The organism is Actinoplanes sp. CA-131856 (genome assembly GCF_050956135.1).
Classification (GTDB): Bacteria; Actinomycetota; Actinomycetes; order Mycobacteriales; family Micromonosporaceae; genus Actinoplanes.
The window spans coordinates 7,305,970-7,330,619 of record NZ_CP191849.1; the positions used below are offsets into that span (position 1 = coordinate 7,305,970).

28 protein-coding genes are annotated in these 24,650 nt (G+C 72.0%); 13 read left to right on the top strand and 15 right to left on the bottom strand.

From position 1 onward, the window contains the following. The first annotated feature begins 66 nt into the window (after window positions 1–66). Genes ACQP2X_RS33860 through ACQP2X_RS33875 form a run of 4 tightly spaced genes read left to right on the top strand, consistent with a single transcriptional unit; the run spans window position 67 to window position 5,181 of the window. A complete protein-coding gene (locus ACQP2X_RS33860) occupies window positions 67–1,026 on the top strand; it encodes a FecCD family ABC transporter permease (protein ID WP_498688870.1) in 960 nt (319 codons plus the stop codon). Next, complete coding sequence (locus tag ACQP2X_RS33865) at window positions 1,023–1,985, top strand: FecCD family ABC transporter permease (protein WP_498688872.1); 963 nt, start codon at window positions 1,023–1,025, stop codon at window positions 1,983–1,985. Before ACQP2X_RS33860 ends, ACQP2X_RS33865 begins: the two co-directional genes overlap by 4 nt. Continuing rightward, window positions 1,982–2,482, top strand: a complete 501-nt coding sequence (locus ACQP2X_RS33870) for a GNAT family N-acetyltransferase (RefSeq protein WP_498688874.1) — start codon at window positions 1,982–1,984, stop codon at window positions 2,480–2,482. The genes ACQP2X_RS33865 and ACQP2X_RS33870 overlap by 4 nt, the downstream gene beginning before the upstream one ends. Before the next feature lie 35 nt (window positions 2,483–2,517). Next, entirely contained in the window at window positions 2,518–5,181 is a 2,664-nt protein-coding gene (locus ACQP2X_RS33875) for a cation-translocating P-type ATPase (protein ID WP_498688876.1), read from the top strand. On the opposite strand, the gene ACQP2X_RS33880 is transcribed toward ACQP2X_RS33875, so the two are convergent. After that, window positions 5,113–6,318: a cation:proton antiporter domain-containing protein gene (locus tag ACQP2X_RS33880; protein ID WP_498688877.1), complete on the bottom strand. Its 1,206-nt coding sequence runs from the start codon at window positions 6,316–6,318 to the stop codon at window positions 5,113–5,115. The two genes, ACQP2X_RS33875 and ACQP2X_RS33880, sit on opposite strands and share 69 nt — an antisense overlap. Window positions 6,319–6,404: 86 nt before the next feature. Here ACQP2X_RS33880 and ppk2 point away from each other — a divergent pair, with 86 nt between their 5' ends. The 4 genes from ppk2 to ACQP2X_RS33900 all read left to right on the top strand — a co-directional run bounded on the left by ppk2 (window position 6,405) and on the right by ACQP2X_RS33900 (window position 11,468). Further along, the gene (gene ppk2 / locus ACQP2X_RS33885) at window positions 6,405–7,181 is read left to right on the top strand and encodes a polyphosphate kinase 2 (protein WP_498688879.1); all 777 of its coding nucleotides are present in this window, start codon (window positions 6,405–6,407) and stop codon (window positions 7,179–7,181) included. Between the two features lie 160 nt (window positions 7,182–7,341). After that, window positions 7,342–8,205: a sulfotransferase domain-containing protein gene (locus ACQP2X_RS33890; RefSeq protein ID WP_498688881.1), complete on the top strand. Its 864-nt coding sequence runs from the start codon at window positions 7,342–7,344 to the stop codon at window positions 8,203–8,205. A gap of 22 nt (window positions 8,206–8,227) precedes the next feature. Beyond that, window positions 8,228–9,367 (top strand): molybdopterin molybdotransferase MoeA, encoded by a 1,140-nt coding sequence (locus tag ACQP2X_RS33895; protein WP_498688882.1) that lies wholly within the window; start codon window positions 8,228–8,230, stop codon window positions 9,365–9,367. A gap of 31 nt (window positions 9,368–9,398) precedes the next feature. Then, entirely contained in the window at window positions 9,399–11,468 is a 2,070-nt protein-coding gene (locus ACQP2X_RS33900) for a helix-turn-helix transcriptional regulator (RefSeq protein WP_498688883.1), read from the top strand. Here the strand turns inward: ACQP2X_RS33900 and ACQP2X_RS33905 are convergent. Continuing rightward, the gene (locus ACQP2X_RS33905; RefSeq protein ID WP_498688885.1) at window positions 11,458–12,042 is read right to left on the bottom strand and encodes a sigma factor; all 585 of its coding nucleotides are present in this window, start codon (window positions 12,040–12,042) and stop codon (window positions 11,458–11,460) included. The genes ACQP2X_RS33900 and ACQP2X_RS33905 overlap by 11 nt on opposite strands. Before the next feature lie 335 nt (window positions 12,043–12,377). Between ACQP2X_RS33905 and ACQP2X_RS33910 the strand changes: the two genes are divergently transcribed. Then, the gene (locus ACQP2X_RS33910; protein ID WP_498688887.1) at window positions 12,378–12,914 is read left to right on the top strand and encodes a sigma-70 family RNA polymerase sigma factor; all 537 of its coding nucleotides are present in this window, start codon (window positions 12,378–12,380) and stop codon (window positions 12,912–12,914) included. Here ACQP2X_RS33910 and ACQP2X_RS33915 read toward each other — a convergent pair. From ACQP2X_RS33915 to ACQP2X_RS33960, 10 genes are all read right to left on the bottom strand, one after another. Then, window positions 12,901–13,959 (bottom strand): ABC transporter substrate-binding protein, encoded by a 1,059-nt coding sequence (locus tag ACQP2X_RS33915; RefSeq protein ID WP_498688889.1) that lies wholly within the window; start codon window positions 13,957–13,959, stop codon window positions 12,901–12,903. The genes ACQP2X_RS33910 and ACQP2X_RS33915 overlap by 14 nt on opposite strands. Window positions 13,960–13,961: 2 nt before the next feature. After that, a complete protein-coding gene (locus ACQP2X_RS33920) occupies window positions 13,962–14,678 on the bottom strand; it encodes an ABC transporter ATP-binding protein (RefSeq protein WP_498688891.1) in 717 nt (238 codons plus the stop codon). Next, a complete protein-coding gene (locus ACQP2X_RS33925) occupies window positions 14,675–15,349 on the bottom strand; it encodes an ABC transporter ATP-binding protein (protein ID WP_498688893.1) in 675 nt (224 codons plus the stop codon). The genes ACQP2X_RS33920 and ACQP2X_RS33925 overlap by 4 nt, the downstream gene beginning before the upstream one ends. Continuing rightward, entirely contained in the window at window positions 15,346–16,242 is an 897-nt protein-coding gene (locus tag ACQP2X_RS33930; protein ID WP_498688895.1) for a branched-chain amino acid ABC transporter permease, read from the bottom strand. Before ACQP2X_RS33930 ends, ACQP2X_RS33925 begins: the two co-directional genes overlap by 4 nt. Then, window positions 16,239–17,138: a branched-chain amino acid ABC transporter permease gene (locus tag ACQP2X_RS33935; protein ID WP_498688897.1), complete on the bottom strand. Its 900-nt coding sequence runs from the start codon at window positions 17,136–17,138 to the stop codon at window positions 16,239–16,241. The genes ACQP2X_RS33930 and ACQP2X_RS33935 overlap by 4 nt, the downstream gene beginning before the upstream one ends. A gap of 64 nt (window positions 17,139–17,202) precedes the next feature. Beyond that, window positions 17,203–17,868, bottom strand: coding sequence for a Bax inhibitor-1/YccA family protein (locus tag ACQP2X_RS33940; protein WP_498688899.1), 666 nt, complete (start codon window positions 17,866–17,868; stop codon window positions 17,203–17,205). A 73-nt stretch (window positions 17,869–17,941) separates the two neighbouring features. Next, window positions 17,942–18,067 carry a hypothetical protein gene (locus ACQP2X_RS33945; RefSeq protein WP_498688901.1) on the bottom strand — a complete coding sequence of 42 codons (126 nt, stop codon included), beginning with the start codon at window positions 18,065–18,067 and terminating at the stop codon, window positions 17,942–17,944. Beyond that, on the bottom strand, window positions 18,064–18,546 hold the full coding sequence (locus tag ACQP2X_RS33950) for a dioxygenase family protein (protein ID WP_498688903.1): 483 nt from the start codon (window positions 18,544–18,546) through the stop codon (window positions 18,064–18,066). The genes ACQP2X_RS33945 and ACQP2X_RS33950 overlap by 4 nt, the downstream gene beginning before the upstream one ends. Window positions 18,547–18,618: 72 nt before the next feature. Then, window positions 18,619–18,987 (bottom strand): SgcJ/EcaC family oxidoreductase, encoded by a 369-nt coding sequence (locus ACQP2X_RS33955; protein ID WP_498688905.1) that lies wholly within the window; start codon window positions 18,985–18,987, stop codon window positions 18,619–18,621. Next, complete coding sequence (locus tag ACQP2X_RS33960; protein ID WP_498688907.1) at window positions 18,987–19,697, bottom strand: SDR family NAD(P)-dependent oxidoreductase; 711 nt, start codon at window positions 19,695–19,697, stop codon at window positions 18,987–18,989. Before ACQP2X_RS33960 ends, ACQP2X_RS33955 begins: the two co-directional genes overlap by 1 nt. 72 nt (window positions 19,698–19,769) lie before the next feature. Between ACQP2X_RS33960 and ACQP2X_RS33965 the strand changes: the two genes are divergently transcribed. Further along, entirely contained in the window at window positions 19,770–20,690 is a 921-nt protein-coding gene (locus ACQP2X_RS33965) for a LysR family transcriptional regulator (protein WP_498688909.1), read from the top strand. On the opposite strand, the gene ACQP2X_RS33970 is transcribed toward ACQP2X_RS33965, so the two are convergent. Beyond that, window positions 20,677–21,627 carry an anti-sigma factor RsbA family regulatory protein gene (locus tag ACQP2X_RS33970; protein ID WP_498688910.1) on the bottom strand — a complete coding sequence of 317 codons (951 nt, stop codon included), beginning with the start codon at window positions 21,625–21,627 and terminating at the stop codon, window positions 20,677–20,679. The genes ACQP2X_RS33965 and ACQP2X_RS33970 overlap by 14 nt on opposite strands. After that, the gene (locus ACQP2X_RS33975; protein ID WP_498688912.1) at window positions 21,624–22,406 is read right to left on the bottom strand and encodes an MEDS domain-containing protein; all 783 of its coding nucleotides are present in this window, start codon (window positions 22,404–22,406) and stop codon (window positions 21,624–21,626) included. The genes ACQP2X_RS33970 and ACQP2X_RS33975 overlap by 4 nt, the downstream gene beginning before the upstream one ends. 130 nt (window positions 22,407–22,536) lie before the next feature. On the opposite strand from ACQP2X_RS33975, the gene ACQP2X_RS33980 reads away from it, so the two are divergent. The 3 genes from ACQP2X_RS33980 (at window position 22,537) to ACQP2X_RS33990 (ending at window position 24,576) form a co-directional block, all read left to right on the top strand. Continuing rightward, complete coding sequence (locus ACQP2X_RS33980) at window positions 22,537–23,367, top strand: alpha/beta hydrolase fold domain-containing protein (protein ID WP_498688914.1); 831 nt, start codon at window positions 22,537–22,539, stop codon at window positions 23,365–23,367. A 571-nt stretch (window positions 23,368–23,938) separates the two neighbouring features. Continuing rightward, complete coding sequence (locus ACQP2X_RS33985; RefSeq protein WP_498688916.1) at window positions 23,939–24,436, top strand: class I SAM-dependent methyltransferase; 498 nt, start codon at window positions 23,939–23,941, stop codon at window positions 24,434–24,436. After that, on the top strand, window positions 24,433–24,576 hold the full coding sequence (locus ACQP2X_RS33990) for a hypothetical protein (protein ID WP_498688918.1): 144 nt from the start codon (window positions 24,433–24,435) through the stop codon (window positions 24,574–24,576). The genes ACQP2X_RS33985 and ACQP2X_RS33990 overlap by 4 nt, the downstream gene beginning before the upstream one ends. Here ACQP2X_RS33990 and ACQP2X_RS33995 read toward each other — a convergent pair. After that, the gene (locus tag ACQP2X_RS33995) at window positions 24,534–24,644 is read right to left on the bottom strand and encodes a hypothetical protein (protein ID WP_498688920.1); all 111 of its coding nucleotides are present in this window, start codon (window positions 24,642–24,644) and stop codon (window positions 24,534–24,536) included. The genes ACQP2X_RS33990 and ACQP2X_RS33995 overlap by 43 nt on opposite strands. Window positions 24,645–24,650 lie beyond the last annotated feature (6 nt).

Genomic DNA, 24,650 nt, shown 5'->3' on the forward strand with positions numbered 1-24,650 from the left:
CACCACGGATCGCCGTTAGGGTAGCCTAACTTCACCCAAGATGGAACGTTCCACCGGGATGTGATCGTGCGCTCTCGCCTGACCGCCGGCTGGGTGGTCTGCCTCCTGCTCCTGCTGTGCACGGCGGTGGCCTCGCTCGCCGTCGGCGCGCGCTCGCTGCCGATCACGTCGCTGTGGGCGGCGCACGGCGAAGCCGCCCAGATCGTGTGGACGGTGCGCCTGCCCCGCACGGTGCTCGGCCTGTGCGTGGGCGCGGCCCTGGCCGTGGCCGGCGCGCTGATGCAGGCCCTGACCCGCAACCCGCTGGCCGATCCGGGCCTGCTCGGCGTCAACGCGGGCGCGGCCGCCGCCGTCGTGCTCGGCATCGTGCTGGGCCTGCCCTTCCCCCTGCCGCTCGCCCTGGCCGGCGCGGCGCTGGCCGCGATCCTGGTCGTGGCCCTCGGCGGCACCGCCCGCTCGGGCGGCCGCCTGATCCTGGCCGGGGCGGCGATCAGCGCCAGCCTCACCGGCCTGGTCGCCGGGCTCACGCTGATCGACCAGAGCGCCTTCGACCACTACCGCTTCTGGGTCGTCGGCACCCTGGCCGACCAGCCGCTGGACGCCTTGCTCCCGGCGGCACCGCCGTTGGTGGCCGGCCTGCTGATCGCCGCGCTGATCGCCCGGCCGCTCGACGTGCTCGGCATCGGCGACGACGGCGGCGCCGCCCTGGGCGCTCATCCCGCCCGCACCCGCCTGTGGGGCCTGGCCGCGGTGGCCCTGCTCTGCGGCGCGGCCACCGCGCTGGTCGGCCCGATCGGCTTCCTGGGGCTGGCCGTCCCGCACGCGGCCCGGCTCATCTGCGGGCCCCGGCTGGGCTGGGCATTGGCGTACAGCGTGGTCCTGGGCCCTCTGCTGTTGCTCCTGGCCGACATCGCGGGGCGCCTGGCCGCGCGGCCGGGCGAGATCGAGGTGGCCATCGTCATGGGTGTCATCGGCGCGCCGATCTTCATCGGCCTGGTCCGGGCCCGGAAGGTGGCCGTGCTGTGAGCCGCCGCCTGCCCCTCACCGTCGCCGTCCTCGTGGCGGCCGCCGTCGTGCTCAGCGTCGTCGCCGTGTCGACCGGCACCCTGGCCCTCTCGCCCGGCGACCTGCTCCACCCCGACCGGAAGACCCTGTTCGTGCTGACCGAGCTGCGGCTGCCCCGGATCGGCCTGGCCCTGACCGTGGGGGCGGCCCTGGGCGCGGCCGGGGCGCTGTTCCAGAGCGTCACCCGCAACCCGCTCGGCAGCCCCGACATCGTCGGCTTCACCAGCGGCGCCGCTACCGGCGCGCTGGCCGCGATCCTGCTGCTGCCGGCCGGCGTGCTCCCGGCCGGCGCCGGCGCGGTGCTCGGCGGCCTGGCCGTCGCCCTGGTCTCGCTGGTGCTCGGCGGCACCGGCACCCGGCTCATCCTCGTCGGCATCGGCGTGGCCGCCCTGCTCACCTCGGTCAACGCCTATCTGCTGACCCGGGCCGACATCACCGACGCCCAGAACGCCGCCGTCTGGCTGGTCGGCAGTCTCAACGGCCGCGGCAGCCACCTGCCCGTCACCGCGATCGCGGTCGCCGTCCTGCTGCCCCTGGCCGCCCTCTGCACGCCCGGCCTGCGCATCCTGGAGATCGGCGACGAGAAGGCGATCACGCTCGGCCTCGGCCTGCGCCGCCAGCGCCTGGCCGCCATCGCCGCCGGCGTGGCCCTGACCGCGGCCGGCGTGGCGGCGGCGGGCCCGATCGCCTTCATCGCTCTGGCCGCGCCCCAGCTGGCCCGGCGCGTCACCCGCCGGGCCTCCCCCGTCGTGCTCACGTCGGCCCTGTTCGGCGCCGTCCTGCTGCTCGCCTCGGACATGCTGGCCCAGCGCGCCCTGGCGCCCCGGCAGATCCCGGTCGGCGCCATGACCGGCTTCCTGGGCGGCATCTACCTGGCCTTCGTCCTGGCCCGGGGGCGCCGTGGCAGGCTGAGCGGATGACATTGCCGGTCGCTGTGAAACCCGTCGACCGTACGCACCGGGCGGTGCTCGGCCACCTCGGCCAGCTGTTCCGCCACGACCTGTCGCAGTGGTACGGCCACCTGCCCAACGACGACGGCACGTTCAACGACCGGCCGCTCGACCGCTTCCTCACCGGCCTGGAGCCGGAACGCCACGCCTTCCTCATCACGGTCGGCGGGCGCACCGGCGGCTACGCCATGACGGCACCGGCCGAGGGCGGCGGCACCTCGATCGCCGCCTTCTTCGTGGTCCGGGCGCTTCGCCGTACGGGCGTGGGCCGTTCCGCCGCCGTGCAGGTCGTCTCCCGGTTCCCGGGCCGGTGGCGGATCGGTTTCCAGCGCTACAACCCGGGCGTCGAGGCCTTCTGGTCGGACGTGGCCACCGAGGTGGCCGGTGACAAGTGGGAGATCGAGGACGGCCCGCCCGCGGAGAACCGGCCTCCGGACACGTTCATCACCTTCATCCGCACCGGATGAGGTAGCGGCGGTGGCCGGGCGCTCAACCTAGGGCGATGACGAGCACGATCGACCATTGGTACGACCAGCGCGCCGACGAGGTGGTCGCCGCCGTCCACAGCGACCAGGAGCGCGGGCTGACCCGCTCGGAAGCGGCCGACCGCCTCAACCGCGACGGGCCGAACACGATCGCCGCCGAGAAGCCGCCGTCGATCCTGGCCGTGGCGCTGGAGCAGCTGCGCGACCCGATGAACCTCATGCTCGTGGCCGTCATCGTGGTGAGTGTCCTCATCGGCGAGGTGTCGACGGCGCTCATCGTCGGCTTCCTGATCCTGCTCAACATCGTGCTCGGGGCCCGGCAGGAGCTGGCCGCCCGGGCCAGCGTGGACGCGCTGTCGCGGATGCAGGTGCCGCAGGCCCGGGTGATCCGCGACGGCGAGGTCGCGCTGGTGCCCGCGCCCGAGGTCGTGCCGGGCGACATCGTGCAGCTCGAGGCGGGCGACCTGGTGCCGGCCGACGGCCGGATCCTGCGCTCGGCCACCTGCGAGACCCAGGAGGCGGCGCTCACCGGCGAGAGCGCGCCCGTGGCCAAGAGCGCCACCGCGCTCGACGCGAACGACGTCGGCCTCGGCGACCAGGCGAACATGCTGTTCCAGAACACGTCGGTCACCCGCGGCACGGCGACCATGGTGGTCACCGCCACCGGCATGAACACCCAGATGGGCCGGATCGCGACGATGCTGACCGGTGTCACCCGCACCCGGTCGCCGCTGCGCAAGGAGCTGGACTCGCTCACCCAGGTGCTGGGGATCATCGCGTGGACCGCCGTGGCGTTCATCGTGGTGGTCGGGTGGATCCGCGGCATGGACATCGACGACCTGCTGCTGCTGGGCACGGCCATGGCCATCTCGGCCATTCCGACCGGCATGCCGGCCTTCGTCTCGGCGCTGCTCTCGCAGGGCGCGCAACGCCTGGCCGCGGCCAAGGCCGTCGTGAAGAACCTGACCGACGTGGAGACGCTCGGCGCGACCAGCGCCATCAACACCGACAAGACCGGCACGCTGACGATGAACGAGATGATGGTCTCGACCGTCTACTCGGCCGGCGCCTGGTTCGGCGTCACCGGCGAGGGATACGCCAAGACCGGCCGGCTCACCTCGGTCGCCGGGGCGCCCGTCCCCGACTTCACCCGGCTCGCGCTGGGCCTGGCCCTCGACAGCGACGCCACGGTCAGCGATCAGGGCGACGTGGTGGGCGATCCGACCGAGGCGGCGCTGGTCGTGCTCGCGGCCAAGCTGGGCGTCGACGCCGAGCAGACCCGCCGCGCCTATCCACGGCTGGCCGAGGTGCCGTTCGACTCCGACTACAAGTTCATGGCCACCTTCCACCGGATCGAGCTCGACGGTGTCACCCGGATCATCGAACTGGTCAAGGGCGCGCCCGACGTCGTGCTGGCCCGCTGCACCAGTTCCGGCAAGGCGGTCGGACCGCAACAGCCGATCGAGGACGTACGGGCCGAGCTCGCCGCCGCCAACGAGAAGCTGGCCTCGGACGGGTTGCGGGTGCTGGCCTTCGCGGCCCGGGTCGTCGACCCGTCGGAGTCGCTCGACGACCCCATGGCCCTGACCACCGGCCTGGTCTTCGTGGGCATGGTCGGCATCATCGACCCGCTGCGGGCCGAGGCCCGCGACGCGGTCCAGGTCGCCCTGCGCGCCGGCATCGACGTCCGCATGATCACCGGCGACCACGCGGTGACCGCCCAGGCGATCGGCCGCACCCTCGGGCTCGGCCCGGGCGCGGTCAGCGGCGCCGAACTGGCCGCCATGAGCGAGGACGAGCTGACCCGCCGCCTGCCCGAACTGCACGTGTTCGGCCGGGTCTCGCCCGAGGACAAGCTGCGCTTGGCCCGCTCCATGCAGGCGCAGGGCCTGATCGTGGCCATGACCGGCGACGCCGTCAACGACGCGGCCGCGCTCAAGCAGGCCGACATCGGCGTCGCCATGGGCAGCGGCAGCGAGGTCACCAAGCAGGCGGCCCGCATGATCCTGACCGACGACAACTTCGGCACCCTGGTCAAGGCCATCGAGATCGGCCGCCGCGTCTACGACAAGATCGTGGCGTACGTCCGCTATCAGATGACCCAGCTGCTGTCGCTGGTGCTGCTGTTCGTCTCGGCCACCGCGTTCGACCTCAACGAGGGCGTCGCCCTGACCCCGTCGATGGTGCTCTATCTGCTCTTCACCTGCACCGTCCCCGGCGTGGTGATCATCGCGATGGACCCGGGCGACCCCGAGGTGATGAACCGCCCGCCCCGCGACCCCCGGATGCCGATCAGCAACCGCACGGCCGTGAGTTTCTGGCTTCTGTACGCCGTGGCGCTGTTCCTGGCCGCCCTGGTGCCCCTGGTGTTCGGTCCCAACGTCACCATGGCGTTCGCCGTGATGGGCCTCGGCACCGTCTTCAACGCCCTGGCCAACCGCCGGGACCCGGCCAGTGGCCTGCTGCCGCCGCTGCTCAAGGCCCTGGGCGTCGGCCTGATCCCGGTCGCCTTCATCGTCCTGGCCACCCGGGCCGACTTCCTGCGCAGCAGCCTGGGCTCCGAGCCCCTCGACGGCCGGCAATGGCTGGCCTGTCTCGGGCTGGCCCTGGCCCTACCGGTCGTCATCGAGCTGAGCAAGCTGATCCGCCGCTCCCGGGCCCGGGCGCTGACGACTGCTTGAGTGGTGAGATCCCATGCGGGCGGCCAGAGGACCGGCCGTCAGGCCGTGGACGGCCACGCTGATCAGGACGGTCAGCGCGATGACGGCGACCGCGGTGTCGGCCGAGGGTCCCAGTTCCTCGACGGCCAGCAGGGCGAAGACGATCGAGGCCAGGCCGCGCGGCCCGAACCAGCCGACGAACAGGACCGTACGGCGTCCGAAGTGGGCGCCGATCAGGCTCAGCGCGACCGGGGCCATCCGGACCACGGTCAGGCTCAGCACCGCGTAGAGCAGCATGGTCCAGCTCCAGCGCTCGGGCAGCAGCGGCACCGCGATCGCGCCGAAGGCGGTCCACACCAGCAGCGAGGCCAGCCCGGCGGTCTGCTCCACGTAGAACACCTCGCGCGGGCCGCCCCTCCCGGCCACGTGCCCGAACGCGAGTCCGGCGGCGAAGGCGGCCACGAACCCGTTGGCGTGGGCCGCCACCGAGCCGGCGTACGCCAGCAGGGCCAGCGCGAGCACGGCGGGGCCGGCGAAGCTCTCACCCGCCGTCCGCAGCAGCCGGCCACCCACCGCGCCGGCGGCGACCCCGATGAGCGCGCCACCGGCCAGCTGAAGAACCGCCGTCAGCAGCGGCGCTCCCGACGCGGCGCCGGCCAGCGCGATCACGACGACCGGGGTGACGATGCCGTCGTTGACGCCGCTCTCCACGTTGAGGACGCGGCGGATCCGGGCCGGGACCGCGGGATGCGTGATGACCATGGCGCCCAGCGCGGCGTCGGTCGGTGCCAGCGCGGCCCCGATCAGCAGGGCCAGCCACAGGTCGGGCAGATCGAGCAGCCACCAGGCCAGCACCGTTCCGGCCACCACCGTGACCGGCAGGGCCAGGCCGAGCAGCCGGCCGTAGACGCCGGCGTCGTGGCGCAGCTCGCGCGGGCCGACCCGGGAGGCGTCGGAGAACAGCACCCACACCAGGGTGGCCTCGGTCAGCAGGGCCACGCCCTCGGTGTGCCGGTCGACGTCGAAGGCGAGCGCCAGCACGACGCCGACCGCGACGAACACCATGGGAGCGGTCAGGTTGAGGCGTTCCAGGCGGGCGGAGACGACGCCCCAGCCGAAGACGGCGAGAGCGATCAGCACCACGGCACCGGCGGTCATGGCCGATCCGACCATGACGCCGTACGGCCCGAAACCACCCCGGGCGGATGAGGGGCCCTGATTCGCGCACCGAAGATGATGAGGCCATGAAGCGCAAGGCGTACGACCACGAGCTGCGCCGCCTGCACGGCGAGCTGGTCGCGTTGCAGGAGTGGGTGAAGGACACCGGCGCCAAGATCTGCGTCGTGTTCGAGGGGCGTGACACGGCCGGCAAGGGCGGCATGATCAAAGCGATCACCGAGCGGGTGAGCCCTCGCGTCTTCCGGGTCGTCGCGCTGCCCGCGCCCAGTGACCGCGAGCGCTCGCAGATGTACCTCCAGCGCTACGTGCCGCACCTGCCGGGCGCCGGCGACGTGGTCATCTTCGACCGCAGCTGGTACAACCGGGCCGGCGTGGAGCGGGTCATGGGCTTCTGCACCGAGGACCAGGCTCAGAGTTTCCTGCGGGTCGTGCCCGGTGTGGAACAGGCCATGGTCGACTCGGGCATCATCCTGGTCAAGTACTGGCTCGAGGTGACGCCGGAGGAGCAGACGCGCCGGCTGGAGAGCCGGATCAACGATCCCCGCAAGGTGTGGAAGCTGTCCGATCTGGATCTCCGGTCCTACAGCCGGTGGTACGACTACTCACGGGCGCGCGACGACATGTTCCGCGCGACCGACACCGTGTGGGCGCCGTGGCACGTCGTGGACAACAACGACAAGAGGACCGGGCGGCTCAATCTGATCACGCATCTGCTCGCCACCATCCCGTATCAGCCGCTGAAGCCGGCCGACGTGAAGCTGCCGCGGCGGCAGAAAGCGAACGGATACCGCGAGCCGAACCTTCCCGTCGCGCACATTCCGGCGCCGTTCTCCACGGACTGAGAAACGTACAGCAACCACACAGGCGTCGTTGTGCACCAATCGGGTCGACTTTGTTGTAAAGTCCGTCTACCCAACATTTACGCAGGTCACACGGCGTATTTGAAGATCAACTTGGGTTGAAACGTCTCCCCCTGCCACCGAAAAGACAAGGGCTCAGACGATGTTCAACAGCGCTGTCCTGTTCGCCAAACATCACACGCCCAACGCGGCGCGCGTGCTCGCCCGACGGGCCATGTTGGAGGCACACAACACCAAATTGCGGATCACCGTGCCGGTCGTGGCGCGCTCCGAGTTCACCAACGTCTACCACTGCGCGATCCGCAAGACCGCCAGCCAATGGGTGAAGGCGATCTTCAGCGATCCGATCGTGTTCCGGCACTCGGGGCTGCTCACCTACGACCCGCGCTACTACAACTGGAGCCATCCGAACCTGTGCCCGCCCGGCCGCGTGGCGCTCTCGCTGTTCATCGCGCGTGACCGCTACGACAAGGTCGACAAGCCGCCCGAGCATCGCGCCTTCTACGTGCTGCGCGACCCGCGCGACCTCGTGGTGTCCAGTTACTTCTCCAACCGCGACTCCCACTCGCCGATGGGCGACGTGCTGGAGTTGCGCCGCGAGTTGCAGGCCCGGCCCAAGAAGGAAGGCCTCATCTTCCTGATCGAGGACCTGGCGGCCAAGGGCCGGTTCAACTCGCTCAAGTCGTGGGTGAACGCGCCCGAGTCCGACGAGGTGCGCCTGTTCCGATACGAGGACCTGACCGGTGAGCACCAGGTGCGGGAGGTCGACGCGCTGATGCGGCACTGCGGCATCCACATCCCGCCGGACGACATGGAGACGCTGCTGTCGCGCTACAGCTTCTCGCGGATGAACGACCGGCAGGGCACGGGCGCGGTCTCGCACTACCGCAAGGGCGAGCCGGGCGACTGGCGCAACCACTTCGACGACGACATCCAGGAGGCCTTCGTCAAGGCGGCGGGCGACGACCTGGTGGAGCGGCTGGGCTACCCCTCCTACCAGAGCTAGGGGTCGCCAGTAAGGTCGTCTTGTGCAGACGGCCTGGTTCGAGGCGTACGTCATCGCCACGACCACGCCGAAACCGCTGCCGGCCGGAAGCGTCCTGGTCGAGGCGGCGGCCGGTCGTGTCCTGGCGGCGCCGATCGCGGCCGCGCGGCCGGTCCCGGCCTTCGACACCGCGGCCATGGACGGGTACGCGGTGGCGGGCACCGGCCCCTGGACGGTGACCGGACAGGTGCTCGCCGGGGCCGCCCCCACCGAGCCGGTGCGGGACGGCGCCGCGGTGGAGATCGCCACCGGTGCCGTCGTCCCCGCCGGCACCGGAGCGGTTCTGCCGTACGAGGACAGCACCCTCGCCGGGACGATCGTGACCGGTCGTCTCGGCGGGCGCGACCACATCCGCCGGGCCGGTGACGACGTCCGGCCCGGTGACGTGCTCGTCGCGGCCGGGCGGGTCGTCAACGCCACGATCGTCGCCGCCGCCGTGCAGGCCGGGGTCGAGCGGTTGTCGGCCCGTCCCCGGCCGACGGTGACGCTGCTGGTCACCGGCGACGAGGTGGTCGGCACCGGGGTGCCGGGCCCGGGCCAGGTCCGCGACAGCTTCACCGGGCTGGTCTCGGCCGTCGCGGGCCGGGCCGGGGCGGAGCCTCTCGTACGCCGCCACGTGCGCGACGTCGCGGCCCTGCTGGAGTCGGAGCTCGCGGCCGCCCGCACCGACGTCGTGGTCGTGTCCGGGTCGTCGTCGGCCGGCGCCGCCGACCACCTGCACGGTGTGCTCGGCCGGCTCGGCGCGACCTGGCACGTGCGGGGCGTCGCCTGCCGGCCCGGTCATCCGCAGGCGCTGGCCGAGCTGCCCGACGGCCGCTGGGTGGTCAGCCTGCCCGGCAACCCGTTCGCCGGGCTGGTGGCCGCCCTCACGCTGCTCGAACCGCTGCTCACCGCGCTCGGCGGCCGGCCGCCGACGGCGCTGCCCGAGGTCGCGGTGCGCGGAACGGCCAAGCTCATGCCCGGAGGGGTACGCATCGTGCCGGTGCGCCGCGACCCGGACTGGCGGATCGCGGCCGAGACGAGCGCGGCCGGCCTGCACGCGGCCGCGGCGGCCGACGGACTCGCCGTACTGCCGGAGACCTGGGCCGACGGCGACCCGGCGCCGATCCTGGCCGTCCCCTGAGCGGTATACGCTCGGCGCCGGGGTGATGACCATGGCGGGGCTTCTCGGGCGGCAGCGGGAGTGCGAGACGCTCGACCGGCTGGTGGCGACCGACCGGCTGCCGGCCCCGCAGCGCGACGCCCTCGCCACCGCGTTCGGCCTGGCCGCGGGCACCCCGCCCGACCGTTTCCTGGTCGGGCTGGCCGTGCTCAGCCTGCTGGCCGAGGTGTCGGCCGAGCGGCCGCTGATCTGCCTGGTCGACGACGCGCAGTGGCTCGACCGGGTGTCGGCGCAGACCCTCACCTTCGTGGCCCGGCGCCTGCTGGCCGAGCCGATCGGCCTGGTCCTGGCCGTCCGTTCACAGGGCGCGGACGAAGAACTGGGCGTCCTTCCCCAGCTCGAGGTGGGCCGGCTCGGTGACGCCGACGCGCGGGCGCTGCTCGCCTCGGTCACGCCGGGCCGGATGGACCAGCGCGTCCGCGACCGGATCGTCGCCGAGACCCAGGGCAACCCGCTGGCCCTGCTCGAACTGCCACGCGGGCTCACCCCGGCCGAGCTGGCCGGCGGGTTCGGCCGGCCCGACGCGCGGCCGCTGGCCGGGCAGATCGAGCAGAGCTTCCTGCGCCGGGTCGGAGCACTGCCGCCCGGGACACAGCGCCTGCTGCTCATCGCGGCGGCCGAGCCGGTCGGCGACGTCACCCTGCTGACCCGGGCCGCCGAGCGGCTCGGCATCGACGTCGCGGCGGCGTCAGCGGCCGAGGCGGCCGGGCTGATCACCATCGGGGCCCGGGTGCGGTTCCACCATCCGCTGGTGCGCTCGGCGGCCTATCGGGCGGCCGGCCCCCACGATCGGCGGGAGGCGCACCGCGCGCTGGCCGAGGCCACCGACCGGTCGGACCCAGATCGGCGGGCGTGGCATCGGGCGAACGCCACCGTCGGCGCCGACGAGGAGGTCGCGGCCGAACTGGAGGCCTCGGCCGGCCGGGCGCAGGCCCGGGGCGGCGTGGCGGCGTCGGCGGCGTTCCTGTCCCGCTCGGCCGAGCTCTCCCCCGACCCCGTGCGCCGAGGTGAACGCGCCCTGGCCGCCGCGCGGGCCACCTATCGGGCCGGTAGCTTCGACGCGGCGCTCGAACTGCTGGACGCGGCCGAGCTGAGCCCGCTCGACGACCGCGGCCTGGCCTCCTCCCACCTGCTGCGCGGCCAGATCGTCTTCGCCTCCCGCAGCGCCGGGGCCGCCCTGCCGCTGCTGGTCGAGGCAGCCCGGCGCCTGGAGCCGATCGACGCCGGGCTGGCCCGCGAGACCTATCGCGACGCGCTCTACGCCTCGCTCACCGCGGGCCGTCTGCCCAGCGGCGCCCAGGTCGCCGACGTGGCCCGGGCCACGCTGGCCGCGCCGCCCGGCCCCGGCCCGGAGACCGGCCGGCTGCTCGACGGGCTGGCCACCATCGCCACCGAGGGCTACGCGGCCGGGGTGCCGATGCTGCGCGAGGGCCTGTCGGCGCTGCCGGTCGCGGAGCTCACCGGCGAGCAGGGTCTGGGCTGGCTGCCGTTCGCCTGCCGGATGGCCCACGACGCCTGGGAGTTCGCGACCTGGTCGGCGCTGTCGGCCCGGCTGACCGACATGGCCCGCGAGGCGGGCGCGCTGTCCGTGCTGCCGTCGGCGCTGCTGCTCCGGCTGTCCAACCGGGTCTTCGCCGGCGAGTTCGGCGCCGCCGAGTCGCTGGTCGCCGAGTCCACGGCGATCGGCGAGGCGACCGGCAGCCGGTTGCGCCGCGAGGGCCGCCGGATGGACGCCCGCGAACAGCTGTCCGCCGCCTTCGAGGCGCTGAGCCGGATGGGCGCCGAGGCCTTCGCCGAGCGGGCCCGCCGCGAGCTCCAGGCCGCCGGCGAGACGGTGCGCCCGCGCGCGGTCTCGCCCGTCGCGGGCATGCTCACCGCGCAGGAGGCGCAGATCGCCCGGCTGGCCGGCGACGGGCTGACCAACCCGGAGATCGGCGCGCAGCTGTTCCTCAGCCCGCACACCGTCGAGTGGCACCTGCGCAAGGTCTTCGCGAAGCTGGGCATCGCGTCGCGCAAGCAGATCCGGGCCAGCCTGCCCGACGGCATGGCGGCTACCGCCTGAGGCAGCGCTCCAGCCCGGCCGGCTCACCCTCGGCGGCGGCCCGAAAGGCGCGCACGAGCCGCCGGTGCTCATTGGTGTCGACCGGTTGGCGTCGCTTGCCACCGAGTGCCTGATGCCCTCGCCGGACGAGTTGGCGTGCATGGTCCTCCCCCAGACCCAGAACCTGTGAGATGTGGCGGTACGGATAGTCGAATGCCTTGCGGAGCAGATAGGCCGCTCGTTCGGCGGACGTCAATCTCTCCAGCAGCATGTGTAACGCGGAGTCGACCGCCTGATGCCTTTCCGCGAGCTTTTCCGGGCCGGGGCCGGGCTCCACGGCCTCGGTCATGACGTACGTCTCATGACGCCACCGGGCCGACTGCTTGACGTTGATGGCGAGCCGGACGGCGGTCACAGCGAGGAACGCGGGCGGGTCGACCACGGCCGCGCGGTCGGCCCGTTGCCACCGCAGCCAGGTCTCCTGCACCACGTCCTCGGCCTCGGCCCGCTCGCCGATGACGTGCAGCGCCGCCCTCAGCACGCGCGGGCGCGCCGCCTCCCACTCGCCGATCACCCGTCCGCCCCCCTCGTTCACTCCCGGTGACCACCCTGCCCCCGTGACCACGTGACCCGCGCCCCGTGGACACCGTGGTCGCCCCCGTGGTTGTCACGGGTGAGGCCCTTTCCTAATCGTCATTCCGACAATAGGATTCGGTGAACCGGCCGCGTATTGCCGGGTGACGATTGCGTCACCGCCCGCGTTCAAGTGGAAAAATCACGGCGCTGATCTGCGCTTTCTGGGGGCGGCCGCGCCGGAAGCGGCTTTGTTACCCGCGAGCAACCAGTGGCAATCCATTAGAAAACAAGAAACACCGCCCTATCGTCCGATTCGCAACTGACGTCGATTCGATTTTGTGCGGGCGGTTTCTCGTGAACACCGAAACAATGGCGGGCACCCATTCGCAGGACGCCGCCGAGGCCAGGATGGTCGCCCTGCACGCCGCGCACGCCCGGCCGCTGCTGAGCTTTCTGCTCAACCTGTGCAACGGCGAGCGGCACGCCGCCGAGGATCTCCTCCAGGAGACGATGATCCGGGCCTGGCGCAACCTCGACACCGTGCCCACCGAGCACGAGAACGCCCGCCGCTGGCTGTTCACGGTGGCCCGGCGGGTGGCCATCGACGCGGTCCGGATGCGCAAGGCCCGGCCGGCCGAGACCGGCAGCCTGGACATGAGCCGCCTGCCGATCGGCGACGACACCACCGAGACCGTGGTCGCCGCGGACACCCTGCGCCGGGCCGTGGACGGTCTCAGCGACGCCCACCGGACGATCCTGGCCGAGCTCTACATCGAGGGCCGGTCGACCAAGGAGACGGCCACCCGGCTCGGCGTGCCGGTCGGCACGGTGAAGTCCCGGGCCCACTACGCCCTGCGCACCCTCAAGGACGCCCTGCTCAGGGTGACGTGACGACCCAGCGCCCCCGCTCGTAGGTGAGGATGCCGAGGGCGTCGCTCCGCAGGCCGGAATGATCCTCGGGGCTGAACCGGAGCGGGCCGCTGATCCCGTCGAGCCGGGCGTTCTCGATGGCCGTCCGCAGCCGCTCCCGGTCGGTGCCGCCGGTCGTGACGACCGCGTCGGCGATGAGCTGAAGGGCGTCGGCCGCGAACGAGGCGAAGCCGGAGTACGCCCCCTCGGCCCCGGCCAGCGTCTGGGGAAAGACCAGATGGACACCCTCGGCGGTCACGTCCGGCCCGGCGCCGGCCCCCAGGTAGATCTCGCCGGTGTAGCGGGCCGCCCGCAGCTCCCGCACCACGATCGGGGCCGCCGGGGAGACGGCCCAGACCACCACGGCACCGGGCCGGGCGGCGACGATCTTCGAGACCTGGATGGTCATGTCGGCGTCGGCCTGCCCGAACTGCTCGGTCTCGGCCACGTCGATGCCGGCCGCCCGGGCCCGCCGGGTGAACTCCTGCTGCCCCTCCTGGCCGTAGATGTTGCTGACCGCCACGACGCCGACCCGGGCCACGCCCCGGCGCACGAGCTCGTCGGTGATCAGCTGGGCGTCCTGCCCCGGCGTCTGGGTGGTCTTGAAGATGTACCGGCGGTCGCGCACCGGGCTGGTGACCGCGCCGGCCGCCGCGAGCGAGACCGTGGGCACCCGGTTGTCGGTGATCGCCGGGACGGCGGCCAGGGTGCACTGGCTGCACCCGCCGGTGATGATGGCGTCGGCGTGGTCGTTCTTGATCAGGTCGTTGATGTTGGCGACCGAGGTGTTGTTGTCGGTGCGGTTGTCCTTGACGACCAGGCGCAGCCGGCGGCCGCCGAGCATGCCGCTCGCGCCGAGCTGCTCCGCCTTGAGCTCGAGCGCGCGGCGCGACGCCGTCCCGATGGAGGCGGTGGGCCCGGACAGTTCGAGGCTCACGCCGACGACGATCTCGTCGGCGGCCTTGGCCGGGGCGGCGCAGCCGGCGAGCGTCGCGGCCAGCACGGCGAGGGCGATGAAGCGTCGCATTGCTATTCCTTACTGAGGTACGCCTCGCGCACGCGGGCGTTGCCCCGCAGGACCCTCGTCGGTCCCGAGGCACTGATCAGACCGCGCTCCAGCAGGTAGCCCCGGCGGGCGACGCGGAACGCGACCTCGGCGTTCTGCTCGACGACGAGCACGCCGGTCTCGGCGCCGGCCAGCGCCGAGATGATCTCGGCGACCTCGGCCATGACCCGCGGGGCCAGGCCCAGCGACGGCTCGTCGAGCAGGATCAGCTCGGGGCCGGCCATCAGCGCCCGGCCGATCGCCAGCATCTGCTGCTCGCCGCCGGAGAGCGTGCCGGCCGCCTGGCGGCGGCGCTCGGCCAGCCGCGGAAACCTCGTGTAGACGTCGTCCAGCGAGGCCGCGAGCATGCCGGAGGGCTGGCCGCGCCCACCCAGCAGCAGGTTGTCGTGCACCGACAGCGGCGCGAAGACATGCCGCCCCTCGGGCACGGTGGCCACACCGGCCCGGGCGCGGCGCTGCACCGGCCAGTCGCCGATCTCGCGGCCGTCCAGCAGGATCTGTCCCTTGCGCGGGCGGACGAGCCCGGCCACCGACTTGAGCAGCGTGGACTTGCCGGCGCCGTTGCGGCCGATCAGGCAGACCACCTCGGAGGCGTTCACGACCAGGTCGACGCCGTGCAGCGCCTCGATGCGCCCATATCCGGCGACCAGCCCGGTGACCCGCAGCAGTGGCTCGATCATAGGTACGCCTCTTGGACGACGGGATCGGCGGCGATCTCCCCGGGGGTGCCGTCGGCCAGCAGCGCGCCCTGGTCGAGCACGAGGACGCGGTCGCTGACCCGCAGCACGCTCGGGACGTCGTGCTCGACCAGCAGCACGGTGACGCCACGGTCGCGGACCCGGCCGAACAGCTCCAGCAGCTCGTCGCTCTCGCTGCCGGCCAGACCGGCGAGCGGCTCGTCGAGCAGGAGGACGCGCGGCCCGAGCGCCAGGGCCCGCGCCAGTTCGAGGCGCCGCTGACGCCCGTACGCCAGCTCTCCCGGCTTTTTGCCCAGGTCCTCGGTCAGGCCCACCTCGTGCAGCAGATGCCCGGCGTCGCGGTCGACGACCAGGACGTTGTCGAGGACGCTCAGTGAGCCGAAGAGCTGGAGGTTCTGAAAGGTCCGGGCGAGACCGGCCCGGGCGATCCGGTGCGGCGGCAGGGCGGTCAGCTCACGGCCGTCGAGCAGCGCCCGGCCCCGCTCGGGCCTGATCGTCCCCGACAGCACGTTGATCAGCGTCGTCTTGCCCGCGCCGTTGGCGCCGATCAGCCCGACGATGCCGCCGCGATCGTGCCGCAGCGTGAGCCGGTCGAGCGCGGTCACTCCCCCGAACCGCACCGTGACGTCCTGGACCTCGAGGACGGCGTTCATCGCCGCCTCCCGATACCCGCCAGCCCTCTCGGCAGCAGGAGAAGACTCAGGATCAGGGCTATTCCGTACGCGGTGAGCTCGCTCCCTCCGCCGACCTGGTCCTTCGCGACCTGGGCGAGGCTGATCACCACGAACGCGCCGAGCGGGGCGCCCCACACCTGGTCGCGGCCGCCGACGCTCACGATGATCAGCAGCTCGACCGAGTTGAGCAGCCCCAGCATGCTCGGGTCGACGAAGCGGTACCAGTGCGCGTAGCCGCTGCCCGCGATCGAGGCGAGCACGGCCGCCACCACGAACGCGGTGCGGCGCAAAGCGCCGATGTCGATGCCGCTGGCGGCCGCGCCGATCGGGCTGTCGCCGGCCGCGGTCAGCGACTTGCCCAGCCGCGACCGGATCAGCAGATCCACGCCGATCATGGCGACCAGCAGCACCCCGGCGAACAGGTAGTAGGTGCCCTGATCACCGCCGGGCAGCGACGGCAGCCCGGTGATGCCGGCGCTGCGGCCGGTGAACGGCAGCTCGTTGGCCAGCGCGGCCAGCGTCAGCCCGAAGGCCAGGGTGGCCAGGGCCAGATAGTGCCCCTGCACCCGGAAGATCAGCAGCCCGAGGAGCCAGGCGGTGGCGCCCGCGAGCACGGCCCCGGCCAGCACACCCCACCCGATGGCCACGTGCCAGCGGGTGGTGAGCAGGGCCGACGTGTAACCGCCGAAGCCGTAGAAGGCGGCCTGACCCAGCGACACCTGCTGGGCCAGCCCGGTCAGCGGCACCAGGCCGAGAGCGCCGATGGCCAGCAGCACCATGAGCACGGCGGTGGACATGGTGTAGAACGACGAGCGGGTGAAGACGACCGGCACGAGCAGGAGCAGGACGGCGAAGAGCGCGTACTTCCTCACACGCGTGCCGCCCTGCGCAGCGTCACCAGACCGCCGGGGCGGACCAGCAGCACGAGCACCAGCAGCCCGTACACGATGGAGTCGCGATATCCGCTGCTGACCAGGCCGGTCACGAACGCCTCGACCACGCCCACGGCCAGTCCGCCGGCGATCGCGCCGAACGGCGACGACAGACCGCCGAGGACGGCGGCGGTGAAGCCCTTGAGCCCGAGCGGCACCCCGACCGTGGGGTCCGGCGGCTGCAGCGGCGCCAGCACGATCCCCCCGACGCCGGCCAGCACGGCGGCCAGGACCATCGCGATCAAGCCCATCCGCATCGGCGACAGGCCCATGAGCCGGGCCATCTCGCGGTCGGCCGCTGTCGCCCGCATCGCCCGGCCCCAGCCGGTGCGGTGCAGCAGCACCCACACCGCGGCCGCGGCCAGCAGCGTGGCGCCGGCACACCACAGGTACTGGGTGGAGAGGAAGGTGCCGAACAGCCTGACCTGCCTGTTCCCCCCGAACGGATCGGCCGGGTGCTGCTCGGCCCCGAAGACCAGCAGCGCCACCCCTTGCAGCAGGATGGAGGCCCCGATGGTCAGGATGATCAGCCGGTCCGGCCCGGCCTTGCGGGCCGGGGCCAGGACGGCCACGTGCATGAGGGCGCCGACCGCGGCCGTGACGGTCAGGGCCAGCGCCGCCGCGGCGATCTTGGGCGCTCCGGTGCCGGCCGTCACCGCGTAGGTGAGCCCGCCCAGCATGACGAAGTCGCCCTGCGCGAAGTTGATGATGCCGGTGACCTGGTAGAGCAGCGAGATGCCGAGGCCGACCACGGCATAGGTGCTGCCGTCGGCCAGACCGATCAGCACATAACTCAACGCCGCGTCCACGAACTCGCCCCGTCGCCTTTCCGACACCTGCCTTCACCGGAAGCAACGGGGCGTAGCCGAAGATGTTCAGTTTCTCAGCCAGTTGTCTCAGTCACCTGTCGTCGCTGCGCCCACTGAAAATGGTCAGGAAGAACAGGAAGACGTTCAGGATGTCCAGGAAGATCGATGCGGCCAGCAGGGGCGCCGAGTCGATGTCCGTGTTGCGGCGCAGCCGCTGGAAGTCGACCAGCGTGAGCGCGGCGAAGATGACCAGCCCGATGATCGAGTAGATCAGCGCGCCGTTCGGGATGTTCACGAAGATCAGCACGATGCTGAAGGCGATCAGCGCCAGCAGCGCCCAGAACGCGAACCGGGCGACCTGGCTCAGGTCGCGCCGCGTGGCGTAGCCGGCCGAGCCGAACGCGGCGATGAACAGTGCCGTGGCGCCGCCGGCCTGCCACAGGGCCTGCGGGTCCTGGTTGGCGTAGAAGGCCAGCGTGGGCGCCACCGCGAGACCGATGAACAGCCCGAACAGGGCCAGGAGCCCGACCGTCCACTCGCGCGAGCGGCGGGCCGTGAACTGCATGCCGATCAGCGCGCCGAACGACAGGATGTACGAGATGATGGCGGCTCCGCCGCCCAGGTCACGCCCGAGATAGGCACCCAGGGCGAACAGAGCCGCCGTTCCGGCCACGAACGCCATCGTGCGTGCGAACAGCGCGTGGCTCTGGTCCCGGGCAGCGACCCCCGCCGGCCCGTAGGCGATCGAGTCATTCATGACTGCACCTTCTTCCTTCGACCAGAACCACGTACCCGCGCGCTTCGTGTTCAGGATCGGGACGAGAGTGCTGTCACACCGTGGCGGCGCTCACCGGGGGTGGCGGCGGCGGGCCCTCGCCGCCCGGCTCCTCGACGTTCGCCGGGTCGACGGTGATGGTCAGCCGGGCCACGTAGCCGCAGTCGACGTCGCCGGTCACCGTGTGAAGGTCACCCGGCCCGAGCGGTCGGTCACCTGGATGCCGCGCAGGTAGTTCTGCTCGGTCACGCCGCTGGAGTAGAGCGAGTAGCGGCCCTCGCGGTCGCAGTGCCAGGCGTAGACGGCCGCGCCGGCCAGGGGCTTGCAGGTCAGGTCCTGCACGACGAGCGAGAAGGTGAGCGGCACGCCGCCGGCCAGCCCAGTGGGGCCGCCGAACGAGGAGCGGATGTCGCGGCGGACGACACCATTGATCGTACGGACGTCCGGGCCGTTGGATCCGTCTGCCGGGAACGGACCCGCGGTCTCGGACTCCACCTCCTCGAGGCAGGCCTTGGCGGTGGCCGCTTCCGCCCCGCCCGGCCAGAGGCCGGTGAGCGCCAGCGCCCCGGTGCCGCCGGCGACTGCGAGCAGCCGCCGGCGGTCGAACGTGAACCCTTTGTCGTGCACCGCCCGGACGTAGGCCTCGTTGCTGTTCTCCATGAGCTTCCTCCCTGAGGGGTTGGAGCCCGGAGCATTACATCGAAGCCTATGAATGGACTGTGATTCGCCGGCTCAGACCCGGGGCGACACGTGGTAGTGGGCGATCCGCCAGCCCTCGGCCGTGCGCCGGACCACGACGGTCAGGTTGAGCAGAGCGCGGACCTCGGTGCCGACCGTGAAGTCGGCCTCGGCCCAGCCCAGCACGGCGTCGTCGCCCAGCCGGCTCGTGCGGAGCAGCCGGTAGTCGACGGCCAGGCCGGCCGGCTGGCCGGCGTAGTAGCGCTCGACGCCGGGGCGGCCGACCGTGTGCGGTTGCAGACCCTGGAAGACGGCGTCCTCGGTGAACAGCGACGCCACGCCCTCGGCGTCGTGCTCGGCGATCGCGCGTTGCCAGGAGTCCAGCAGCGGCCGGAGGACCGCCTCGTCAAGGAAGTCGGTCATCAGTGGCCCGCGCTCTGGCCGCCGTCGACGTGCAGGATCTCGCCGGTGACGAACGGCGCGTTCTCCAGGAACAGGATGGCGTCGGTGATGTCGCTGATGGCGCCCATCCGGCCCACCGGGTGCAGGGCCGACAGGAACTCGTGCGTCTCGGCCGGGTGCATCGGTGTGGCGATGATGCCCGGCGAGACCGCGTTGAAGCGGATGCCGCTCTTGGCGTACTCAATCGCCAGGCTCTTGGTCGCCGAATTGAGGCCGCCCTTGGTGAGCGAGGCGAAGACCGAGGCGAGCGCGCTGACCGGGTGATCGGTGAGCGTGGTGGTGATGGTGACGACGTGGCCGCCCTCGCCCCGCGCCAGCATGGCCTCGACCGCCTTCTGCGTGACCACGACGAAGCCGCGCAGGTTGATCGCGGTGACCGCGTCGAAGTCCTCGGCCGTGTACTCGGTGAACGGCTTGGCGATGAAGATGCCGGCGTTGTTGACGACGGTGTCGACGCGGCCGAACTCGCTCAGGGCGGTCTCGACGATCCGGGCCCCCACGGCCGGATCGGCGATGTCGCCCGGCACGGTCACGACGCCGGGATCGTTCGAGGGCGCAATGGTGCGCGAGTTGGCGACGACGTTCCAGCCGAGCTTGCGGTACGCGGCGACGGTGGCGGCGCCGATCCCCTGGGACGCTCCGGTGACGACAGCTACCTTGTTGTTTGTCATGACCAGAGAGTGCGTCGGGTTCGGATCGAGCGGCACGACTGCTTTCCTCCCTCGTGAGAGGCTGCCCCTACCATGGAGCTCCGCCAGCTGCGCTACTTCGTCGCGGTCGCCGAGGAACTCAGCTACGCCCGCGCCGCCGAGCGCCTGCGCATCGCCGGGCCGTCGCTGTCCCAGCAGATCAAGGCGCTCGAGCGGGACCTCGGCACGCAGCTGTTCGACCGCGACCGCCGCACGGTGCGCCTCACCGCGGCCGGGCAGGCGCTGCTGCCGCGGACCAAGGCGCTTCTCGACCACGCCGACGACCTCCGGCGTACGGCCAAAGGCCTTTCTTTGCATCAGCCCGTACGCCTCGGCTACGTCAACTGGCGGCCGCCCGACCTGGAACAGCGGGCCGCCGGCGTGGCCCAGCTGGTGGTCGACGCCTGGGTCCTGCCGTCGCACGCGCAGGCCGCCCGGGTCGTCGACGGCAGCCTCGACCTGGCCATCTGCTGGGTGCCCACCACCACCGTCACCGACGACAAGCTGGAGGCGCGGCTGCTCGGCTCCGACCGGCTCTACGCGCTGAGCACCGGCACGGACGGCGACCCGGTCCGCGCCGCCGACACCGTCGTGCTGATCGACGCCGACGAGACCAGCTGGTCGTCGTGGAACCGCTGGGCGCTGGCGATGGCCGCCGAGACCGGGGCCACTGCCGAATACGTGGCCGAGGGCGGCGTCACCGGGGCCGCGTTCTTCGACCACGTGCGCCGGCTGCGCCGCCCGGTGGTCAACAATCCGAAGAGCCAGACCGCCCCGGTGCCGCCCGACCTGGTGGCCCGGCCCATCCGGCATCCGGCCCCGTACTGGACGTGGTCACTGGTCTCCCGCATCGACGAGCCGCGGACCGCGGTGAAGGCGGTGGTGGAGGCGCTGACCCGGTCGGTCGACCGGACCTGCCTCGACGACCCCAACGCGTGGCTGTCGCCGGAGGACCCGCACCTCAGCTCCCGGTGATGAGCCTGATCGTGAAGCCGAACGCGTCGCGGTACATGGCGACGTGATCGCAGGACTGGTGGGCGATCCACAGCCCCAGACCGCCGGCCAGGCCGTCGCCGGTCGGCAGCAGGCCCGCGAACGGGTCCTTCGGGCCGGGGCCGCCGTCGGTGACCGCGACGACGATGCGGCCGGGCGAACTCCACAGGCGCAGCCGCACCGGGGCCCGGCCGTGCTTGTAGGCGTTGGCCACGGCCTCGCTGACCGCCACGACCAGGTCCTCCACGTCGTCCGGGTCCAGGCGGCCGTCGTCGGCGTCACGCACGGCCTGCCGGGCGTCGCCCAGGGTCGGCTCGGCGATGTCGGCCCGCGGCGCCTCGCGCTGAAGCGGGTCGGGCACCGGCGGCCGGCGGTCGCTGAGGAAGGTCACCGGGTCGAGGTACGTCTCGTTGGGCACGTGGCGGCCGTCGGGCAGCGCGGTCCGCGGATGGGTGCGCAGCACGTCGTCGCGCACGTGCTGAGGGGCGGTCCGCATGTCGTACGCGCACATGCTCCAGAGCGGGAACTCGTCGTACGCGTGGTTGATGGCCGACTCGTAACGGGCCCAGGAATCCCAGGTCGGCCCGAACATCTCGGCGGTCAGCTCGCCGATGATCCGGATCTGCGGCGCGCCGGCGGCCACGTGGTCGGCCAGCAGTTTGCGGTACGCCCGGATGGCGCCGGCCGGGCGCGCGTACATGGCCCCGCCGGACATGAAGGTCACCGGAGCCCCGGCGGGCAGGGCCGCCCGCACCAGCCCGGCCGCGCGGGCACCCAGCGCCACGATCGTGGGCTCCCCCGCGGCGACGCCGCCGAGAAGGAACGGCACGGCCACGGCGAGCAGATCGTCGTCGGAGTCGTAGCAGACAGCCTCGTGGTAGTAGCCGTGGTAGCCGACCGCGGCACCTGTCCTGGTCATCGGGTCGCCTCCACCCGGACGTGCGTGAGATCGAGCAGGCCGGCGAGGCGGGCCACCGCGCCGAGCCGGGTGCGCAGCACCGCTGTCGTGGACAGCGACTCGGCGTACCGCTGAAGGGTCAGAAGGGCCCGATGGTCGATGAAGCGCAACCCGGAGCCGTCCACCACGAAGTCACCACCCCGGTCGAGATCGGTGCGCCGCAGCGCCGTGGCGAACAGCTCACCGGCCGAGGTGTCGAGCTCGCCGTCGAGAACGGCCTCGGCGCTGGTCGCGCCCGGGTGCAGCTGGAAGGACACGCCGGCCGCGTGACTCGACTCGTGCAGGCAGGCCAGCTCGGCCACGGCGTGATCGCCCAGCTCGCCGCGGTCGTAGGCGCAGACGGCGCTCATCGGGTGGTGCCGCATGTAACGGCCGATCACGTATTCGTAGCGGGCGAAGGCGTCGCGCTGCTCGTCGGTGCGCACCAGAGGCGTGACGTCGGCGACCACCCGGAACCCGGTGAAGCCGGCGGCCAGGGCGTCCTCGGTCGCGGCCGCGTAGGCGGCCACCTGCCCGGCCGGGTCGACAACCTCGTCACCGGCGTAGGCCTCGGTGAACCGGATGACACGGACGGCGTCACCGCCCGGAAGATCGTCGACATCAGCGTGCTGACTGGGGACATACCAGACCCGCTCGCCGGCCGCGAGCCCCGCGTCGACACACTTGCGGGCGTACGCGTCGAAAAGACTTTGATCTTCATATGACCAGCACTCGTGCCCGGCTTTGACCGCCGGACTCATGCGCCGGACACCGTGGCACTCGTCACCCGGCAACAGTAGCCACCCCAGCCGCCGGCCGCGACGGCTGGAGTCCCGGGGGCGGCGCATGCGGGTCTCTTGCCCCAACGAGTGAATCTTGTAACGTGGCGGCGTGTCGGCTTCCTGGCAGATGAAAGGCGTGGCGCTGTTCGTGCGCCTCGCCTACGCGCGTCGCTTCAGCAGCAGGGCGGCCGGGGAGCGAACGCTCGCCCGCCGAAAGGGCCCGTCAGCGCCACCGTTCACGACGGTGATGTCGACGGTGAACGGCTTCCCGGTGCACACCGTGGGCGAGCCGTCACCCGGCCCCGCGGTCATCTACCTGCACGGAGGCGCCTACACGAACGAGATCGTGAAGGAGCAGTGGGCCCTGGTCAAGGACATCGCCGAACAGACCGGCCGCGACGTGCACGTGCCGATCTACGGGCTGGCGCCTCGGCACAACGGCTTGGAGGCCCTGGCCTTCGTGACCGAGGTGATCCGAGGCCTGGGCCGCCCGTGCTACCTGGTGGGCGACTCGTCGGGCGGAGGGCTGGCCATGCTGGCGGCACAGGCGGCGCCGTCGTCGGTGGTGGGGTTGACGATGATCGCGCCATGGCTGGACCTGACGATGTCGAACCCGGAGGTGGACGCCCTGGAGCCGCACGACCCGTGGTTGGCCCGGGCGGGGTTGAGGCCGATAGCGGCGGCCTGGGCGGGTGACGTGGCGCTGGATGATCCTCGGGTGAGCCCACTGTACGGCGACTTGTCCCAGCTGCCGCCGACCCAGATCCTGGTCGGAACCAGAGACATCACGATGCCGGACTGCCGCCTGCTGCGCGACCGAGTCCCCACGCTCACCTATCACGAGCAGGAGGGGGCAATTCACGCTTATCCCCTGCTGCCCGTGCCCGAGGCCGCTGCGGGGCGCCGGGCCATCTACGAGCACATTCGTTCGACGCTCTGACACTTTTCGCAAAGCCCGAGTCAGCCGATCTGGCGAGGGGCGACCGCATTGACCGAGAGCTCACCGGTCTCGATCTGCTTGCGCTCTTCGGCGAGGTGGTGGGCGCTCACCCAGGCTTCGGTACGCGCACGCTCGGCCGCCAGGGCCTCGCTACTGACGTATGCGCCTCCGGCGACCGCGACGTCCCAAAGGAGGTAGCTGCACCGCTCGCCACCACCGTCGACGCAGGTGATGTCGGGCCGAGAAGTTCAAGCCTTCACCGACCCGCAACGGGATGCCAACGCGGTTGCGGCCGCGTGGACCAGAGGTCACAGGTCCGACGGCGCGACGAGCCTGGACAACCTCGTAGGCTCAGCGATCGCCTTGGCGGCTCGGCCGACGCCGAGACATAAATGATCGACTACAAGGGTGATACTTCGGCAGCAGGCGTCCGGATCTGCCGAGAATAGTGCACTTGACCCATGCCGCAGCGCGGCGGGCGTAAGGCGTGGCGGCCCGCCAAGGCATGGTTCGGGTATGGTGCCAGGCCCTCCCCGGGTGAGCCGGGGGTAGATCATCGAGGGGGAACGGGATGGAAACCTGGCTCGCCGATGTGCGTCAGTCCTACGACACGGTGGCGAAAAGCTACGCGGACTTCGTACGGGGTTATCCCGAGGGGCAGATCTATTCGCTGTCGACGTTCGCGCTCTTCGCGGATCTCGTGAATGCCGCTGGTAGGGGTGCAGTCGCCGACATCGGGTGCGGGCCGGGACACGTCACCGCCCACCTACGCGGACTGGGGCTGGACGCGTTCGGCGTGGACCTCTCTCCGGGGATGGTCGAGCTTGCCCGCGGCGAGCACCCGGGCGTGCGGTTCGAGGTCGGCTCGATGACCGCCCTCAACATCGAGGACGGGTCGCTCGGCGGGATCGTGGCCTGGTATTCGACGATTCACGTGCCGGACGAGGATCTCGGCACGACGTTCTCGCAGTTCCACCGGGTGCTGCAGCCGGGAGCTCCGCTGCTGCTGGGATTCCACGCGGGCGAGGGGTCAAGCTCAAGACGGAGGGTTACGGCGGACACCCCATGAAGATCTACGTCCACCGCCGCACGCCCGCCCAGGTCGGCGCGCGTCTCGAGCAGGCAGGCTTTGCCGTCGAGGTCCACACGCTCCTGCTCGACGAGGGCTACCCCGGCGGCATCGTGATCGCCCGCCGCCCAACCGCATGAACTCGAAAGGCGGCGCGACGTAGACGTCGGCGCCGCTGACGCCTGCCGCTCGCCGTCCCGTGCACCATGGCGAA

Bases quoted from the DNA above. Each gene is read 5' to 3' on its own strand.
- ACQP2X_RS33870 (WP_498688874.1), top strand. From the start codon at position 1,982: ATGACATTGCCGGTCGCTGTGAAACCCGTCGACCGTACGCACCGGGCG.
- ACQP2X_RS33875 (WP_498688876.1), top strand. From the start codon at position 2,518: ATGACGAGCACGATCGACCATTGGTACGACCAGCGCGCCGACGAGGTG.
- ACQP2X_RS33880 (WP_498688877.1), bottom strand. From the start codon at position 6,318: ATGACCGCCGGTGCCGTGGTGCTGATCGCTCTCGCCGTCTTCGGCTGG.
- ppk2 (WP_498688879.1), top strand. From the start codon at position 6,405: ATGAAGCGCAAGGCGTACGACCACGAGCTGCGCCGCCTGCACGGCGAG.
- ACQP2X_RS33890 (WP_498688881.1), top strand. From the start codon at position 7,342: ATGTTCAACAGCGCTGTCCTGTTCGCCAAACATCACACGCCCAACGCG.
- ACQP2X_RS33900 (WP_498688883.1), top strand. From the start codon at position 9,399: ATGGCGGGGCTTCTCGGGCGGCAGCGGGAGTGCGAGACGCTCGACCGG.
- ACQP2X_RS33915 (WP_498688889.1), bottom strand. From the start codon at position 13,959: ATGCGACGCTTCATCGCCCTCGCCGTGCTGGCCGCGACGCTCGCCGGC.
- ACQP2X_RS33920 (WP_498688891.1), bottom strand. From the start codon at position 14,678: ATGATCGAGCCACTGCTGCGGGTCACCGGGCTGGTCGCCGGATATGGG.
- ACQP2X_RS33925 (WP_498688893.1), bottom strand. From the start codon at position 15,349: ATGAACGCCGTCCTCGAGGTCCAGGACGTCACGGTGCGGTTCGGGGGA.
- ACQP2X_RS33940 (WP_498688899.1), bottom strand. From the start codon at position 17,868: ATGAATGACTCGATCGCCTACGGGCCGGCGGGGGTCGCTGCCCGGGAC.
- ACQP2X_RS33950 (WP_498688903.1), bottom strand. From the start codon at position 18,546: ATGGAGAACAGCAACGAGGCCTACGTCCGGGCGGTGCACGACAAAGGG.
- ACQP2X_RS33955 (WP_498688905.1), bottom strand. From the start codon at position 18,987: ATGACCGACTTCCTTGACGAGGCGGTCCTCCGGCCGCTGCTGGACTCC.
- ACQP2X_RS33960 (WP_498688907.1), bottom strand. From the start codon at position 19,697: ATGACAAACAACAAGGTAGCTGTCGTCACCGGAGCGTCCCAGGGGATC.
- ACQP2X_RS33965 (WP_498688909.1), top strand. From the start codon at position 19,770: ATGGAGCTCCGCCAGCTGCGCTACTTCGTCGCGGTCGCCGAGGAACTC.
- ACQP2X_RS33970 (WP_498688910.1), bottom strand. From the start codon at position 21,627: ATGACCAGGACAGGTGCCGCGGTCGGCTACCACGGCTACTACCACGAG.
- ACQP2X_RS33975 (WP_498688912.1), bottom strand. From the start codon at position 22,406: ATGAGTCCGGCGGTCAAAGCCGGGCACGAGTGCTGGTCATATGAAGAT.
- ACQP2X_RS33985 (WP_498688916.1), top strand. From the start codon at position 23,939: ATGGAAACCTGGCTCGCCGATGTGCGTCAGTCCTACGACACGGTGGCG.
- ACQP2X_RS33990 (WP_498688918.1), top strand. From the start codon at position 24,433: ATGAAGATCTACGTCCACCGCCGCACGCCCGCCCAGGTCGGCGCGCGT.
- ACQP2X_RS33995 (WP_498688920.1), bottom strand. From the start codon at position 24,644: ATGGTGCACGGGACGGCGAGCGGCAGGCGTCAGCGGCGCCGACGTCTA.